Raw genomic sequence first — 17304 nt, 5'->3', positions numbered from 1 at the left:
CCTCCCTTATTTTTTTCGGTTTTTAGTTAAGCGCTTACATAAATTTGTAAGTTAAAAGACTTCCATGAGCACCAAAATGGCACCTACAAACATTGATCCACCAACAAGGCCAAACCAAGATGCTAATAAGTCAAATATAACTATTTTTTTGGATACGCTCTCATTCGGTACAGTAAAGTATCCGATAGAAGCAAATAATTGCCAAAACGCAATTACTAACATGCCGATTGCTACAACAGTACGTCCCAAGATAATCCCCCTCAGAATTAATTCTTAACTATATTTTGAAGTAAAAAAATAGCGAGGTCAAGGCTTTTTAGCCTTAATCTCGCTATTGATCATTTTCTAGTTAATTTTGTTACGGATTCTATATGATTCGTCATTGGGAACATATCAACTGGTGTTGCATCGCCAATTTCGTATGTATCACTCAATAATTTCAAATCTCGAGCCAAAGTTGCAGGGTTACAACTGATGTAAACAATTCTCTTTGGTTTGATATTATTAATCGAATCAATCAATGAATTGTCCAATCCCTTACGAGGAGGATCGACCATCAATACATCGACCTTCTTCTTGTCCTTTGCCCATTGGTTCAAGACAGTTTCAGTCTTACCAACAATGAAGTCTGCATTTTCAATACCATTGATCTCAGCATTTTGCTTAGCATCGTTGACTGCATCAGCAACCATTTCGATACCAGTAACATGCTTAGCCTTATCAGCTAATGACAAACCAATCGTACCAATACCTGAATAAGCATCGACAACTGTTTCTTTGCCAGTTAGTTCAGCCTTATCAACTGCCAACTTGTACAAACGTTGTGTTTGTGTTGGGTTAACTTGATAGAACGAACGTGGTGAAATTCTGTATGTGTGTCCCAAAATTTCATCATCAATATAAGCACTACCCGCTAACAACATCATGTCTCTACCCAAAATAACGTTGGTAGTCTTGGAATTGATGTTCAAGTAAAGTGACTTAATTTCTGGGTTAGCCATAATATCTGCAGTAATTTCTTTGTAATGTGAAATATCACGAACACGTGATACTAAGACAACCATCATTTGGCCTGTGTAGTATGCACGACGAACCATGATCGTACGGATCTGTCCCTTGTTCTTAGATTCTTCGAAGCCGCGGACATTATACTTACGTAGGATATCACGAACACGTTTGATTTCAGCATCGATTTTAGGATCTTGAATCAAGTAATCTTCCATTGGAACAAGATCATGTGAATGTCTACGGTAGAATCCTGATGTCAACTTGCCATTGATTTGGCGAACTGGTACTTGTGCCTTATTACGATAGTGGAATGGATCTTCCATTCCAAGAGTTTCGTTAACATCGATATCTAGTCTAGCTTTTTGGAAATCAATTTGAAGTTGTTTTTGCTTAAATTTCAATTGTTCTGAATACTTCAAGTGGCTCAATGGAGCGATTCCCGTTCTAACATAGACATTATCAATATTTTCAACACGGTCTGGTGATTTCTTGACGATATCTAGAGCCTTGGCAAATCCATAGCTCTTACCTACTTTTAGGATCACAGCGTTAACTACTTCGCCAGGTAAAGCATTATCAACGAAAAGTGTGAAGTCATCAACTTTGGCTACACCCTTGCCTTCGTATGATAGATCCTCGATCGTTAATTCTAATTTGTCGTTCTTTTTAATGTTTGGTTTTTCCATATTTCATCCTTTGCATAGAAAAAGGGTAGCTGGTACTAATGTCTCAGCTTCCCTTTTATTCATAGTTTTATATTCTAATCTAATTTCTTCTCTTCTTCAATGATCTTTTCTCCGGCATCTTTTTCATCCATCGATGAAGTATCGATTGCCTTAAGCGGAATTGAGTCAACATTCGCATAAATATTCAAATGTGCATGTAGGTTAGTGAACTCCATTGGAGCATCCCCACCATACTCACCGTCAAGGTTGACCATGATACGATTGGTATCATTTGCCTTAACGGTCAGCTTCTTAGTCTTAGTGTAAATAATCTTAGGATTATAAACATGACGACCACCATTCAATACTAATGCAATTAAATGAACTAAGTCACGAAGATTTGTTTCTTTAACGATGATCAATGAAAATGTTCCGTCACCAATAACTGAGTTAGGGGCGATTTGTTCCATTCCACCGATCGAGTTAGTCAATCCAATCAAGAACATCGTAGCCTTACCATCGAAGACACCCTCATCGTATTCGATATGCATATCGATAGGATTGATTCGAGGCAACATCTCTGCACCTTTAACCAAGTATGCTAGATAACCAAGAATTGACTTATATGCTGAAGGAACTTCATATGTTAACTCAGTCATTGAGCCACCACCAGCTATATTCATAAAGTAATTATCGCCAGCTTTACCAATATCAACTGGTAATTTTTGCTTTTTCAAAATAACTTTGGCTGCTTCAACAACGTCATCACGAGGTATCTTCAACGCACGAGCATAATCATTGGTCGTTCCAGCAGGAATAATACCTAGCTCTGGACGCTTGTCCAAACCAGCAATACCATTAACTACTTCATTGATCGTTCCATCACCACCAGCAGCGATGACTAGATCAAATCCTTCTTTGGCAACACGATTAGCTTCATCTTGAGCTGAATTCTTAGTTGGAGTCGTACGAAAAGCGCTGGCTTCATAGCCGGCTTCTTCAAGTATATTTAAAATATCTCCTACATTATTTCTCAGCGTCTCATGGCCTGAGGTAGGATTGTAAATCAACCTTGCTCGCATATACTTCTCCTCACTAACGACTATTAAGTTCAGCCATTAGGATCTTATTAACAACCTTAGGGTTAGCTTGTCCATGTGTTTGTTTCATAATTTGTCCAACTAAGAAACCAACAGCACGATCTTTACCATTCTTGAAGTCGTCGATTGATTGTTGGTTGTTGTCCAAAATCTCCATGATCATTGGCTTCAATACAGCAGGATCTGATTCTTGAACAAGTCCTTTTTCTTTGACCCATCCTTCTGGCTCTGTTCCATTACTGATAGTTTCTTTGAAGACCTTTTTGGCGATCTTAGAAGAAATAGTTCCATCAGAAATCAACTTAATCATCGTTGATAAATGTTCTGGTGTCAACTTAGTATCTAATAAGCCAACTTTCTTTTCATTTAAGAACGCATTAACTTCACCCATCAACCAGTTAGAAATAAGTTTTGGATTTGCACCAAAGTTTACAGCTTCATCAAAGAAGTCTGACATTTCCTTAGTATCAGTTAGAACACCAGCATCATATTCAGGAATACCTAACTCATTGATGTAACGCGCACGACGTTTGTCAGCTGGTTCTGGTAATTCTGACTTGATCTCTTCGATCCATTCTGGCTTGATTTCAAAATCAGGAAGATCTGGCTCTGGGAAGTAACGATAATCATCCGCACCAGACTTGACACGCATTAGTGCAGTCTCGCCGGTCTTCTCATCAAAACGTCTTGTTTCTTGTTCGATTTTACCACCGTTCTTTAACACAGCAGCTTGACGTTTTTCTTCATATGCCAAACCAAGTTTGACATAGTTGAATGAGTTAAGGTTCTTTAGTTCGACCTTAGTACCATAAGTATCTGATCCAACTGGTGTGATAGAGATATTAGTATCAACACGCATTGAACCTTCTTCCATCTTAACGTCAGATGCACCAGTAAATTGAACGATTTGACGTAGCTTCTCAAGGTATTGATAAGCTTCTTCAGGAGAATGCATATCAGCCTTTGAAACGATTTCGATAAGTGGTGTACCTTGACGGTTCAAATCGACATATGAATAACCGTTGTTACCGTGGGTATTCTTACCAGCATCTTCTTCAACGTGAAGTTCAGCAATACCGATTTTCTTCTTCTTGCCGTCAACTTCGATCTCGATATAGCCATCATGACCAAGTGGCTTTTCACTTTGTGTTAATTGATAAGCCTTGGGATTATCTGGATAGAAATAATTTTTACGATCAAAGTGTGTATGGTTTTCGATTTGAGCATTCAATGCAAGAGCAACCATAACACCGAGACGGTATCCTTCTTTATTAACAGTTGGTAATGTACCTGGGAAACCAAAATCAATAACATTAGTATTGATATTTGATTCAGCACCATAGGCAACTGGTGAAGGACTAAACATTTTTGATTTAGTCTTTAATTCAACGTGGACTTCTAGACCAATAGTTGTTTCAAAGTTCATTAGTCTTCCCCCTTTAATGCAGTTGGTATTTGTTCATAGAATTTGTTCTCTTCTTGTAATGCATAAGCAGCATTAAAGATGGCTTGTTCATTAAATGGTTTAGCAATGATCTGCAAACCAACTGGCATACCATCAGCCAATCCTGCGGGAACTGAAGCAGCTGGAAGTCCAGCCAAGTTAGCAGGAATAGTCAAGATATCATTCATGTACATTGCTAGAGGATCGTCGATCTTATCACCGATCTTAAAAGCAGTAGTAGTTGTTGAAGGTCCCATGATCAAATCGTGATCTTCTAGAACTTTGCCCATTTCTTCAATGAACAATGTTCTTACTTGAGCAGCCTTCTTGAAGTATGCATCGTAGGCACCAGCAGACAAGGCAAATGTACCTAACATAATACGACGTTTGATTTCGTCACCGAATCCTTCTGATCTTGAGTTAACGAATAAGTCTTTGATGTTCTTAACATCTTTAGCACGGAATCCATAACGAACACCATCGTATCTTTGCAAGTTAGATGAGGCTTCACTAGATGCAAGTACGTAGTAAACTTCAACCGCATGCTTCAAAGCTGGAAGACTAACTTCATCAACGGTTGCACCCATTTCTTTGTACTTATCGATAGCAACATTGACTTGCTTGATGATCTCAGGGTTAGTACCTTCATGCCAGAATTCCTTAGGAACAGCAATTCTTACGCCTGTCATATCCTTATTCAAGTTGGCACGATAGTCAGGAACCTCTTTCTCAGAACTAGTACTGTCATGTTCATCATGACCAGAGATAGTAGAAAGGACAGTTGCTGAATCTTCAACACGTTTCGACATAACACCAACTTGATCAAGACTTGATGCGAAGGCAATAACACCCCAGCGAGATACTCGACCGTATGTTGGCTTGATACCGAAGATACCATTGAAAGCGGCTGGTTGACGAATTGAACCACCAGTATCTGTACCTAGAGCAGCAACTACTTCACCAGAAGCAACAGCAGCTGCAGAACCACCTGAAGAACCACCAGGAACCTTATCAAAGTCCCAAGGATTATGTGTGTCACCAAAGAATGATGTCTCAGTTGATGAACCCATGGCGAATTCATCCATGTTTGTCTTACCAATATTGATAGCACCAGCGGCTTCTAACTTCTCCAAAACAGTTGCACTATAAACAGGCATGAAGTTATAAAGGATCTTACTTGCGGCCGTTGTTTTGATACCATTACTTACAATATTATCTTTGATAGCGATAGGAATACCAGATAGTGGGCCCTTGATACCTGCTTGGTCAACCTTTTCAGCATCTTTGACTGCATCATCATTGACAGTGATAAAAGCAGAAATATCTTTTTCTTTAGCTTTCATATCGTTCAATGTTTGATCAGTTAGTTCTTTTGAAGTTATTTCTTTGTCAGCTAACTTCTTGTGCAATGAATCGATAGTTTCGTTTAAGTAATTCACTATTCGTCGTCCTCCTTGTCAACAATTGTTGGCACTTTGATCAAGTTGTCTTCAGATTCAGGAACATTCTCAAACATTTGCTCTCTAGTTTGAGTACGAATTCCTTTATCTTCACGGAAAGTAGTACTTGTATCACCCATGTTGTATGTGGGTTCAACACCATCAGTGTTAACACTAGCCAAATTACTTTCCATATCAACGATTTTACCAAGTTGACTTACAAAGTTATCGACTTCATCATTTTTTAATTTTAGGTTTGCTAATTCAGCAACATGTAAAATTTCATCTTTTGAAATCATTAAATTTCTCCTTTAAACTATCTTTTAATCTGCATTATAAACGTGTGACAAGAACTTACCATCAGTGCGTGTGACAACTGATTGCTGGTTAGCAACAGTTTGAATATTGATATCCAAATTTGCGTCGGATGGTAGGTACTTCGAGGCACTCTGTTGAACAAATTGAGTAAAACTCGTTACTTGAGCCAGACCATCAAACTGCGTATTAATAGTGATGTCCATGGACTTAAGTTTAGTTCCATCATAGTGAGCTTGTGCAGTTACACCAGAAATATTAGGGAAATAGTTTTGAATATTATCCTTAAAGTTTGCAAAAGCATCAGAATCACTACTACTAATTGGTGTTTCATTGTTTACAGTTGGTAACATTTGATTCTTATAATCTAGTTCTTTCCAACTGCCGATATCTCCACTCTTACTTACAGAGTATTGGAAATATGTTCCTCCAACTAATGTGTCCTCAGGCGCAACTGAATACAAGCCGACAATAATTGGAATATTCCCGACATTATTCATCTTACGTAGACGTTTAACTACTTCCTTCGCAACACGTTCTCCTTGGCTCTTCTGATCTTCTCTAGAGATAGTTGTGTTGTAAGTAGCTCCGTATTGTTTCTTTTGGTAATAATCAATCTTATTCATGGCTATACCAACCGAGATACCAGCCAATTTGTACTTACCATCTTGTTTTTGAAGATAATCCTCTTCAAGCATTTGTTGGAAATACATTGGTGCTCTCTTAGTTGGACTAGTTGATCCATTTGATGCAGGATTCAAACCATTGGGATTCTTCTCTGACTTACGTCCTAACCAATCAGTGACGGTCGATGATGATAAGACTTGACCTTCTTGGAAAACATACGAATTAGTCGAAAATTCTTTTTTAGACAAGTCTAAAAGTCCACTTTCAAAGCTACGGCTATTGAACTGATTAGTATTATCAGCAGCCGTAATACCTGAAATTGCACTTGTCTTATATTTTCCATTGCTCATCAAGACATCGTATGAACTCGAATCAGATGAACTTGCTGTCTGAACAGTACTCTTACCATTATCACTACCGCCAGATGACAAGCTTGAATCTTGTAAATTACCACAAGCAGTCAAAAGAAGCGAACACATCAATAACAGTGTTGTAGCTTTTACGAATTTTTTCAAAACTTTTCTCCTACTCCTTCGCATCATCCAAATAATCAGATAATGTTGCTTCATCAATAATCTGTGTTCCTAATTGTTGAGCCTTGGTCAATTTGCTGCCGGCCTTTTCACCAGCAATCAAAATATCAGTCTTCTTAGTTACTGATCCGGTGACTTTAGCACCATAGTTTTCCAAAATATTCGCCAATTCTGAACGTTTATAATTTGTTAATGTTCCGGTTATAACCACTATTTTATCAGTAAAATGTGAATTTGTTTCATTGGAATTAGAACTACCGACAAAATCCATATTAACATTAAATGATTTTAATTCACTAATTAACTTCTGAACATCTTCGTTAGCAAAATACATAATAATACTATCAGCGATAATATCACCCATGGTATTAACTTCTAGAATTTGTTCTTTAGTTGCGGCCATTAGGTTATCTAGATTACCAAAGCTTTCAGCCAGAATTCTTCCGGCCTTAGCCCCAACATGACGAATACCTAGGCCAAAGATCAATCTTTCAACTGAATTACTCTTAGAATTGTCAATTGCAGTCAATAAATTATTGATCGATTTTTCTTTGAATCCGTCAAGCGTCTCCAAATCATCGGTTGTTAACTTATATAGATCGGCAACATCTTTAATTAAGCTCTTAGTATACAACTGTTCGATAATTTTTGGACCTAAACCGTCAATATTCATCGCATTTCTCGATGCAAAATGAGTTAGTTGTTCTTTTACTTGTGCTGGACATTTCGGATTGATACAGCGAAGTGCTACTTCATCTTCCAAATGAATCAATTCTGAATCACAGTATGGACAACGAGTTGGAATCTCTGCTGGAACCGAATCTTCTGGACGTTTGCTCAAAACAACTTGAGAAACTTCCGGAATAATATCCCCAGCTTTGTGTAATAACACTGTATCACCAACACGAATATCTTTTTGCTTGATCATATCTTCATTATGTAATGTTGCACGAGCGACCGTTGTACCAGCAAGTTGAACTGGGTCCATAACTGCTGTTGGCGTCAAAACTCCAGTACGTCCGATCGTCCAAGTGATTTCACGGACAACTGATTCTGCTTGTTCAGGTGGAAACTTATAGGCTATTTCCCAACGAGGAACTTTGACTGTATTACCAAGTGATTGTTGAGTTGCCAAGTCGTTGACTTTTAAAACAACCCCGTCAATTCCGTAATCCAAGTCATCACGAACCTTACCATAGCGTTCGATGTACTCTTTAACACCACTCAAGCCTTTGGTAACCTCAGCCGATGGATTAACATGGAAACCTAACTCTTTAAGAGTCTTCAAGGCTTCACTTTGAGTAGCAACATTCAAATCATCAAAAGTTACGATCGTATACATAAAAGTATCTAGTTTTCTTGAAGCCGTAACTTTCGGATCAAGCTGACGAAGACTTCCAGCAGCGGCGTTTCTCGGATTGGCAAACACCTGCAAGCCTTCCTTCTCACGTTCTTCATTCAAGCGTAAGAATTCCTTCTTAGACATGAAACACTCGCCACGAACTTCGAAGCTCAATGGACGACTCAACTTGTGAGGTATAGTGCTGATCGTCTTCAAGTTCTCAGTAACATTCTCACCTATCGTTCCATTACCACGAGTTGATCCTTGAACCAACACACCGTTTTCATAAACCAGTGATATAGCTAGTCCGTCAATTTTTAATTCGACATTATAATCAACTTCTTCGCCGACATTCTTCTCAATTCGATCATTATATTCAGCCAACTCTTCTTCAGAGAAGACATCCCCCATTGATAACATTGGGATATCATGCGTTACTTTGTTGAAATCTGGCAAAGTAACATCACCAACTAATTGAGAAGGTGAATCCGGTGTTACCAGGTCAGGAAATTGTCCTTCTAATTCCAACAAGCGATTGTATTGTTGATCGTAGACATTGTCCTCGACCTCTGGAGCATCCTTAGTATAATAAGCTTCACGATATTCATTCAGTTTGGTTCTTAAACCGGCTAATTCTTCGTTGGCTTGTTCTTTAGTAATCTCTGCCATATTCTTTTCACCTCTAAATTATTAGGCTTTTTTAATAGGAGCAAATTCTGCTAATAAACGTTTGATTCCTTCATTATCAAAGGCAACATCAAGTTCAGCGTTTTTACCAGAGCCATTAACTTTGACAACTGTTCCTTGGCCCCACTTCTTATGCTCAACTTTGTCACCGATATTCCAGCTGATATTTTCAGCACCTTGAGCACCACTGGCCTTTTGGGCCTCATCAACTTTGTAGCTAGAATGGAAAGCTGATCGACGACGGCGTTCAGCAAATGGTAAATTAGCTTCTGAAATCTTATTAGTCTTCGAAGCCGCAGTTCCACCAGCATTTCGATTGACCCAATTAATATGTTCATCACCAATTTCCTCAACAAAACGAGAGACTTGGTTACTTTGCAAACGTCCATACAACATACGGCTGTATGCATTAGTTAAGTATAATTTCTTTTCGGCACGTGTAATACCAACATAAGCTAGACGACGCTCTTCTTCTAGTTCTTCTTGCTTCATCAGAGCACGTCCAAGTGGGAAGATTCCTTCTTCCATACCGACTAAGAAGACAACTGGAAATTCCAATCCCTTAGCAGCATGCAAAGTCATCAAAGTAACTTCTTGTTGGTCTTCCTCTAATTCATCTTGGTCACTGACCAATGATAATTCCGTTAAGAATGACTCAAGTCTAGATTCATCCAGATCAGGATCTGGTTCATATGACGAGTCAAATTGTGTCGTAACAGTTAAAAGTTCCTCGATATTTTCAATTCTTGATTGTGATTCAAGATTATTCTGATTTCTTAATTCTTCTATATATCCTGATCTATCCAGCAAGTGATCCATCAAGTCAGTCATTGAAACCGTCTTAGCTTCTTCAGCTAAATCATCAATGACTTTAGCAAAAGCTCCAAAAGTCTTTCTTGGCTTAGCAGCCAATGGAGATAATTCAATATTTTCTGCTGCTTCAAGTAATGACCAACCATGTTCGTCGGCGTACGTTTGCAACTTCTCGATTGTTCCTGGTCCGATACCACGCTTAGGGCTATTGACAACTCTTTGAAAACTCATTGAATCTTCTGGGTTCGCAACTAATCGTAAATAAGCCATGATATCTTTGATTTCCTTACGATCGTAGAACTTGTGTCCGCCAATGATCTTGTAAGGAATATTGGCTTGAAGAAGTTTCTCTTCAAATGTACGTGATTGGGCATTGGTACGGTACAAGATAGCAAAATCACCGTAATTATAATCCTTCAATACCAAATCTCTGATTTGAGAAATAACATATAATGCTTCATCGGATTCATTCTGACCACGGTAAAAATTGATGTCATCACCCTTGGCATTATCAGTCCACAACTCTTTGGGTTTTCTCTCAGTATTATGACTGATAACTTCATTGGCAGCATCAAGAATCGTCTTAGTTGAACGGTAGTTTTGCTCCAATTTGATAGTCGTAGCTTCAGGATAATCTTTTTCAAAATTCATAATATTTTTCATGTTAGCGCCACGCCAGCCGTAGATACTCTGGTCAGCATCACCAACAACACAGACGTTACGATACTTAGCACCCAATTGTTGAACCAACTTGTATTGAGCCTCATTGGTATCCTGATATTCATCAACGTGAATGTATTGGAACTTTTGTTGATAATATTCGAGTACATCTGGACATTGTTCAAACAAAATATTTGTCTGCATGATCAAGTCATCAAAATCCATGGCTTGATTTTTTTCCATTTCTTTCATGTAGGCGTCGTAACAGTTAGCTACGATCTGTTCAAAAGGTGACTTAGCATTCTGAGCAAACACTTCAGGAGTTTGCAGATCATTCTTAGCATTACTGATGGCTCCCAAAATAGCACGTGGGTCGTATTGCTTAGGATCCAAGTTCATTCTCTTTAGAATTTGCTTCATCAAAGTACGTTGCTCTGAAGGATCAGAAATCGTGAATGATCTGGACTTACCCATTTTATCAATGTCACGTCTTAAGATACGAACACAGAGTGAATGGAAAGTCGAAACCCAAACATCTTCGGCTGCTTCATCAAGCAGTTTTCCAATTCTTTCTTTCATTTCTTTGGCAGCCTTATTAGTAAATGTGATTGCAAGAACATGCCAAGGCATAACATTCTTGTTCTCAATCAAATAGGCAACACGGTGAGTCAAAACTCGAGTCTTACCACTACCGGCACCAGCCATGATCAACAAAGGACCCTCGGTACTTCGAACAGCCTCTTGTTGCTCTGTATTTAAACCTTTTAACATTGCTTCTTCCAATTTCTAACTCCTTCAAATCCTTAATATATCAACATTTAACAAAAAACATCTAGTTTACATTGTAGCAAATTTTTAGTGACAATAATACTATTAGAGCGCGTTGAAGCACGGGAACTCCTGAGCATTACCTAGGGCAAGGAAAGTGCTGCGAAGCAGTGCATTTCTTGGCCGTAGTAAGCGGAGGGAGTTGTGCTTAATAAGCGCGTTTTGGTAGAGCGCGTTGAAAAGAGCGTGTCTAAGCACGGGAACTCCCGAGCATTACCTAGATTGTAAAGGTGCCACGTAGTGGTGCATTTACAATCCGTAGTAAGCGGAAGGAGTTGTGCTTAGTAAACGCGTTTCCACTATATTGCATAGAAATAAAAAACAAAAAAAGACATCTGCCAAAGCAAATATCTTTCAACAATACTTATTCTAATCCAACACGCTTGAAAATTTCATCAACGTGCTTCAAGTGCCAGTGATAATCAAAGGCATCATCAATATCAGCTTTTGATAATTTATCAGTCACACGACTATCAGCTTCCAATAATGTACGGAAGTCTTTCTTTTCATCCCAAACTTCAGCTGTCTTAGGTTGAACAATATCATATGCTTGTTCACGACTAAGACCGGATTCAACTAATTTCAACATAACACGTTGTGAGAAGATCAATCCGTGAGTTAAGTTCATATCTTCCATCATTTTATCTGGGAACACTGTTAGGTCCTTTGTGATCTTAGTAAAACGAGTCAAAATATAATCTAGTAATTCCGTTGTATCAGGAATGATCACACGTTCAGCTGAACTATGTGAGATATCACGTTCATGCCACAAAGGAACGTCCTCAAGGGCTGTAAAAGCATGACCTCTAATGACACGTGCAAGTCCTGTAACGTTCTCTGAGCCAATAGGATTACGCTTGTGAGGCATTGCGGAAGAACCCTTTTGTCCAGCAGCAAAGTATTCCTCGGCTTCACGGACTTCGGTTCTCTGTAGATGTCTTACTTCAAGTGCAAAACGTTCGATCGATGTAGCGATCAAAGCCATTGTTTGAATATACTCAGCGTGTAGATCACGAGGAAGAACTTGAGTTGAGATTTCTTGAGCACGAATGCCAAGCTTCTTACATACTAATTCTTCGACCTGTGGTGGCACATTAGCAAAACTACCGACCGCACCACTGATCTTACCAGCTTCAACACCTTTGGCTGCATGATCAAAACGTTCGATGTCACGTTTAATCTCAGAATACCAGTTAGCTAATACCAAACCAAAAGTTGTTGGTTCAGCATGAACACCATGAGTACGGCCGATCATAACAGTATCTTTGTACTCCAAAGCCTTTTCTTTAACTACTTCTAAGAATGTATCTAAATCTTCACGAATAATGTCATTTGCCTGCTTCATTAAGTAACCATAGGCTGTATCAACAACATCAGTAGAAGTAAGTCCGAAGTGGACCCACTTTCTCTCTGGTCCTAAATAACGTGAAACATCACGTGTGAAGGCAACGACATCATGTTTAGTTTCTTTTTCAATTTCTCTAATTTCATCAACATTGAACTTAGCATTTTTAGCGACCAACTTTGCATCTTCAGCAGGAACTTCACCTAATTCACTCCATGCTTCAGTTGCGGCAATTTCGACTTCTAGCCATGCTTGAAATCTATTTTGATCCGTCCAAATGGGGCTCATTTTTTTAGTTACGTATCTGTCAATCATAAGTTATTCTACTCTCCAAATATTAGTTGATAGGATATCTTCCTTTAGTTCATCGGCATCGTCTGAAACGATCGAAATGTATCCAACATCCCGATCAGCCTCATTCTTAGCTTTAAATCCTGTGTAATAATTGAATTTCCACTGTGCCTTTTCCTGTAACAGATCCAAGCTCTGTGGCAAGTTACCCTCAATGATCTTCAAGGTTGCCGCATTTACCATCGGATATATCTCAGGAATCGGCCAATCACAAATAGCTCTGATATGTAATTCGAATTGTGATACTCCAGTAGCTTCTTGATAAACATTAGCTGAGTAATTGATACCTGGAAAAATCCTCTTCACATATAGAACATCAGCTTGTGACACTAAAAATCCAATTCCAAAGATGCCCACATAATCAATCTTGTCAGCAATCTTTAAAGCTACCCTCTGCATCTCCGCTTCAACATCTGGATTGTTCTTCTTAAACAAATAAGAACTCATCAAATGTGAACCATCATAAATTTCTCTGATCATAGGGAAAGTATGAACCTTACCATTCTTACTCTTGCTTACCATGATGGAATATTCAGCCTTAGTATCGATCCAAGCTTCCAAAATATAAGTTCCATTCTCAAGTAAACCAGTAACTTGATCGACATCGTTGTAGTTGTACAACACATGACGCTTAAGAGTGGTTTGGTTCTTTTGAATCGGTTTAAGAATACATGGGAAACCGATCTCCTCTATCGCCTTTTTGATATCATCAGTCGTTACGATCGAAAAGAAAGGTGGAACGTTGATGTTCAAATCATTCAACAACGTACGTTCAATGTACCTGTCTTGTACAATGGACAACAAACCCGAACCTTGGGCAACATTGAATTGTGCTCCAGTTGAGCTAATAAACTACTATTGAAGTTTTCATCCATATACAAAAGAAGGTCACTTCTATGGCCTAATTCACTTAGATTCTCGATGTTTTCTAATTCACCAACCAAATAATTGTCGGCCGCTTGTGTGGCAATGTCATCCTCTTCAGTCGTCAAAAGCATGGTTCTAAAGCCCATTCGCTTAGCTTCCAACTCGAACAAATAAGTTTCACTGCCGCCGCCAATTATCCCTAGTGTTTTACCAGGCGCAATAAAAGTCATAAATCCACCTTCCTATAAAACGAGTTCCAGTACTCTGCTAATCGTTCTCAGGTTCAAAAACAACTTGGCCATTTTCAAAAGCTTTGATTCGTGCTAATGAATAAATTGGAGTTCCTGCTTTGTCGATCATTTGTCTTCCCTTTTGGAATGACTTTTCAATAACGATTCCGATACCTGCCAATGTTGCTCCAGCATCTTCTATAATTGTGTTCAAACCGTTGACAGCTTGGCCATTAGCTAAGAAGTCATCAATGATCAATACGGTATCATCACTTGATAAATATTTCTTAGCAATACTGATATGGTTAGTTGTCTTCTTAGTAAAAGAATAAACCTCAGAAGTATAGAGATCGTCGCTTAATGTAACTGATCTGTGCTTTCTAGCAAATACTACTGGTACGCCGAACTTAAGTCCTGTCATCACTGCTGGAGCGATTCCTGATGATTCAACAGTAAGAATCTTGTCGATACCTGCATCTTTAAAACGGTTATAAAATTCCTCACCCATTTTTTCCATCAACATTGGATCAACTTGATGATTTAAAAAGCTATCGACTTTCAGAACATCTTTACCTAAAACACGACCATCTTTTTTTATTCTTTCTTCTAATTCTTTCACTACGTTATCCCCCATTTATAGAATAATTAGAGTCTATCATATTTTGATTTTCACTTGATACCTTCATCATACTTTTTTAGATTATATTTTTGTATAATCCGAATAATTTTACTTGTATAACCCGGATCAGTCGCGTATCCGTCCGTTTGGAGTGCCACAGCGGCGTCAATATAATCTTTTGACTGTATAACTTGTTTGTATTGTTCGGAATTCCACGTCGTACCATTGACCAATAATTCAGCATGATCCTTCATAGATTCCTGAAAATTTGAATAGACTCTAAAGCGGCCATTAATTGTTATCCATTGACCATTTGTATACTCTTTCGTTTGTAGCAGCTTGGTATTATCAGGATTATCACCTTTAACACCATAATAATTATTATAATCCTTTGCTAGCGTACTATTACCCCAATCACTTTCCAATATGGCCTGTGCGATTGTAATACTTGGTAACACACCATATTCCTTACCCAAGGTCACGGCGTACGGTGCAAGTTTTTTAACAAAGGAATTACGTTCTTGATGAACTTCTTCAGTTCGAGTTTCCTCACGATATTGTGTATATCTTCGATAACCAAAAAAGCCGATAAAAATAACTGCAAAAACCACTACTAACGTAATTACAGATATATTACTATTATTCTTTCTGCGTCGTGAAGTTCGGCGGCTTGTGTATCTCCTCTTTTGTGGCAATTGCTTACTCTATTCCTTTTTTGTCATTATCCTCTATTATAGCTGATATACTTCAAAAAAATATGACAATAATATAACAATGTAGACTTAACGTATTTTTTTCATCTTCAAATTGCGATAGTACATTATCCAACACAACATTGCGATGACTTCTAGTATTCCTGTAAAAATAAAAATACTCCGATAACCACTGAAATTGGCAATTCCAGCTGCCATCATTGGACCGATAACACTTCCCAGTGATTGTGCTGATTGATTATAGCTGAAGACTCGGCCAAATATTGCTTGAGGTACAACTTGAACCGTTAATATTTGAATAGCTGGCAGCAATGCTGCATCTGCGATTCCTAAGACAAACCGCAAAAAAGTAAATTGCCAGACAGTCTGAATTAAACTCGTTAAAAATAACGTTATAATAGCTAAAATTAAAAATATCATTAGATTCTTCTTTGCGCCCATTTTATCGATCATCCGACCAACGATTCCTGACATGGCAATCGTTGCGAATCCTGGTGCAGCAGAAACCATCCCTGTTATAAGATTCAAATGACTCGTATCAGGCAAGAGCTGTTTGACGAACAAACTAACCATCGGCGTAATCGCATTAGTCGTAGCCTGAATAGATAGTAAAGATACAAATAACGCTACGAAGAAACCTGCACCAATGCTTCTCATAGCTGGGAGTATTGGTTCTAATCGATCTTTAGCAATAGGAACAAAGTCTTCTTTGACGCCCAATAGTGTCGCCACAAAAACCGTTGCCATTAAAATACTTGTAACAAAAAAGGCTCCTCGGTATCCCACCACAGTAGCCAATATTCCACCAAGTAATGGACCCATTAACGTTCCCGTAATACTTCCAGTGACTAACTTACTCATTACTCGACCACGCATCTTGACCGGTGCTTCAACTGACACCAAGGCATTAGCGTTATTGATATAACCTGAAAAAGCACCTTGCAACATTCTAAAGAATAGTAAGAACCAAACATTAGGTGCCATTCCGACCAAGAATATTGTTAGAGTCATTATCCCTGATGCACGCAAGCACATTAACTTTCTGCCTTTTTGATCAGCTAACTTGCCCCACAAAGGTGAAACGATTGCCTTTGATAGATAAGTCAGTGAGAAGGCCAAAGCACCCAACGTGTTCAATTCTGCACTCGTAAAGTTTCCAAGAGTATTAATATACAAAACAATAAAGGGCAAAGTCATTGCATTGCCCAATTCTGTTATCATGCTTCCAAACCACAAAACTTGAAAGTTCTTCTGCCATCTATCCTTACCATTGATAAACACCTGTCAACACTCCCTACGTTTAAACCTTGATTATACCGATGTGATGTAAAGATTGTGTTTAGTGTTTGTAAATTTTATGTAAAAAATTGCATTAAAAAAGCCAACTCCAGCGGAGTTGACTTTGAAATTTAAATTTTATTAGGCTTTAACAACGTTTGAAGCTTGTGGTCCACGATCACTGTCTTCAATGTCAAATGTTACGGCTTGACCTTCTTCAAGTGTCTTGTAACCGTCACCTTGGATGGCTGAGAAATGTACGAATACATCACTACCATCTTCGCGAGTAATAAAACCATAACCCTTTTCTGCGTTAAACCATTTTACTGTTCCATGTTCCATCAGACTGTTCCTCCTGATAACTAATATTTGTGCATCATCTCGTGGTACTTTATGGAAGAAAGCCTTTATTAGATAAAACCATTCGAACCATTAACCAT

At 38.4% G+C, this 17304-nt stretch carries 16 protein-coding genes; all 16 read right to left on the bottom strand.

What is annotated here, in order from left to right; all coding sequences use genetic code 11:
- Positions 1 to 51: 51 nt before the first annotated feature.
- Entirely contained in the window at positions 52 to 249 is a 198-nt protein-coding gene (locus JCM14932_RS00260) for a hypothetical protein (RefSeq protein WP_025023087.1), read from the bottom strand.
- Positions 250 to 338: 89 nt separating this feature from the next.
- Positions 339 to 1694 carry a 23S rRNA (uracil(1939)-C(5))-methyltransferase RlmD gene (gene rlmD, locus JCM14932_RS00255; protein ID WP_025023086.1) on the bottom strand — a complete coding sequence of 452 codons (1356 nt, stop codon included), beginning with the start codon at positions 1692 to 1694 and terminating at the stop codon, positions 339 to 341.
- A 74-nt stretch (positions 1695 to 1768) separates the two neighbouring features.
- Positions 1769 to 2755 (bottom strand): diacylglycerol kinase, encoded by a 987-nt coding sequence (locus JCM14932_RS13960; RefSeq protein WP_034542264.1) that lies wholly within the window; start codon positions 2753 to 2755, stop codon positions 1769 to 1771.
- A 13-nt stretch (positions 2756 to 2768) separates the two neighbouring features.
- Complete coding sequence (gatB, locus tag JCM14932_RS00245) at positions 2769 to 4199, bottom strand: Asp-tRNA(Asn)/Glu-tRNA(Gln) amidotransferase subunit GatB (protein WP_025023085.1); 1431 nt, start codon at positions 4197 to 4199, stop codon at positions 2769 to 2771.
- Positions 4199 to 5656, bottom strand: a complete 1458-nt coding sequence (gene gatA / locus JCM14932_RS00240) for an Asp-tRNA(Asn)/Glu-tRNA(Gln) amidotransferase subunit GatA (protein ID WP_025023084.1) — start codon at positions 5654 to 5656, stop codon at positions 4199 to 4201. The genes gatB and gatA overlap by 1 nt, the downstream gene beginning before the upstream one ends.
- Positions 5656 to 5955: an Asp-tRNA(Asn)/Glu-tRNA(Gln) amidotransferase subunit GatC gene (gatC, locus tag JCM14932_RS00235; RefSeq protein ID WP_025023083.1), complete on the bottom strand. Its 300-nt coding sequence runs from the start codon at positions 5953 to 5955 to the stop codon at positions 5656 to 5658. Before gatC ends, gatA begins: the two co-directional genes overlap by 1 nt.
- Positions 5956 to 5979: 24 nt before the next feature.
- Positions 5980 to 7113, bottom strand: coding sequence for a CamS family sex pheromone protein (locus JCM14932_RS00230; RefSeq protein ID WP_025023082.1), 1134 nt, complete (start codon positions 7111 to 7113; stop codon positions 5980 to 5982).
- A gap of 10 nt (positions 7114 to 7123) precedes the next feature.
- Positions 7124 to 9142: an NAD-dependent DNA ligase LigA gene (ligA, locus tag JCM14932_RS00225; RefSeq protein WP_025023081.1), complete on the bottom strand. Its 2019-nt coding sequence runs from the start codon at positions 9140 to 9142 to the stop codon at positions 7124 to 7126.
- A gap of 21 nt (positions 9143 to 9163) precedes the next feature.
- Positions 9164 to 11404: a DNA helicase PcrA gene (pcrA, locus tag JCM14932_RS00220; protein WP_034542323.1), complete on the bottom strand. Its 2241-nt coding sequence runs from the start codon at positions 11402 to 11404 to the stop codon at positions 9164 to 9166.
- 421 nt (positions 11405 to 11825) lie between these two features.
- Entirely contained in the window at positions 11826 to 13121 is a 1296-nt protein-coding gene (gene purB, locus JCM14932_RS00215; RefSeq protein ID WP_025023079.1) for an adenylosuccinate lyase, read from the bottom strand.
- A 3-nt stretch (positions 13122 to 13124) separates the two neighbouring features.
- Entirely contained in the window at positions 13125 to 13919 is a 795-nt protein-coding gene (locus tag JCM14932_RS00210; RefSeq protein WP_034542262.1) for an ATP-grasp domain-containing protein, read from the bottom strand.
- Positions 13916 to 14254 carry a 5-(carboxyamino)imidazole ribonucleotide synthase gene (locus tag JCM14932_RS16830; RefSeq protein ID WP_025023077.1) on the bottom strand — a complete coding sequence of 113 codons (339 nt, stop codon included), beginning with the start codon at positions 14252 to 14254 and terminating at the stop codon, positions 13916 to 13918. Before JCM14932_RS16830 ends, JCM14932_RS00210 begins: the two co-directional genes overlap by 4 nt.
- A 37-nt stretch (positions 14255 to 14291) precedes the next feature.
- Entirely contained in the window at positions 14292 to 14873 is a 582-nt protein-coding gene (locus JCM14932_RS00200; RefSeq protein WP_025023076.1) for a xanthine phosphoribosyltransferase, read from the bottom strand.
- Positions 14874 to 14923: 50 nt separating this feature from the next.
- Entirely contained in the window at positions 14924 to 15568 is a 645-nt protein-coding gene (locus tag JCM14932_RS00195; protein WP_025023075.1) for a glycoside hydrolase family 73 protein, read from the bottom strand.
- Positions 15569 to 15655: 87 nt separating this feature from the next.
- A complete protein-coding gene (locus tag JCM14932_RS00190; protein WP_025023074.1) occupies positions 15656 to 16867 on the bottom strand; it encodes an MFS transporter in 1212 nt (403 codons plus the stop codon).
- Between the two features lie 138 nt (positions 16868 to 17005).
- Positions 17006 to 17206 carry a cold-shock protein gene (locus JCM14932_RS00185; protein WP_025023073.1) on the bottom strand — a complete coding sequence of 67 codons (201 nt, stop codon included), beginning with the start codon at positions 17204 to 17206 and terminating at the stop codon, positions 17006 to 17008.
- Positions 17207 to 17304: the final 98 nt, after the last annotated feature.

The organism is Companilactobacillus nodensis DSM 19682 = JCM 14932 = NBRC 107160 (assembly GCF_000615905.1).
Lineage (GTDB): Bacteria > Bacillota > Bacilli > Lactobacillales > Lactobacillaceae > Companilactobacillus > Companilactobacillus nodensis.
This window is presented reverse-complemented; position numbering and strand designations above follow the sequence as displayed.

What these genes read in the sequence shown, in the direction of transcription:
- gatB (WP_025023085.1), bottom strand. Translation starts at nt 4,199, where the DNA reads ATGAACTTTGAAACAACTATTGGTCTAGAAGTCCACGTTGAATTAAAG.
- JCM14932_RS16830 (WP_025023077.1), bottom strand. Translation starts at nt 14,254, where the DNA reads ATGACTTTTATTGCGCCTGGTAAAACACTAGGGATAATTGGCGGCGGC.
- ligA (WP_025023081.1), bottom strand. Translation starts at nt 9,142, where the DNA reads ATGGCAGAGATTACTAAAGAACAAGCCAACGAAGAATTAGCCGGTTTA.
- rlmD (WP_025023086.1), bottom strand. Translation starts at nt 1,694, where the DNA reads ATGGAAAAACCAAACATTAAAAAGAACGACAAATTAGAATTAACGATC.
- purB (WP_025023079.1), bottom strand. Translation starts at nt 13,121, where the DNA reads ATGATTGACAGATACGTAACTAAAAAAATGAGCCCCATTTGGACGGAT.
- gatC (WP_025023083.1), bottom strand. Translation starts at nt 5,955, where the DNA reads ATGATTTCAAAAGATGAAATTTTACATGTTGCTGAATTAGCAAACCTA.
- pcrA (WP_034542323.1), bottom strand. Translation starts at nt 11,404, where the DNA reads ATGTTAAAAGGTTTAAATACAGAGCAACAAGAGGCTGTTCGAAGTACC.
- JCM14932_RS13960 (WP_034542264.1), bottom strand. Translation starts at nt 2,755, where the DNA reads ATGCGAGCAAGGTTGATTTACAATCCTACCTCAGGCCATGAGACGCTG.
- JCM14932_RS00185 (WP_025023073.1), bottom strand. Translation starts at nt 17,206, where the DNA reads ATGGAACATGGAACAGTAAAATGGTTTAACGCAGAAAAGGGTTATGGT.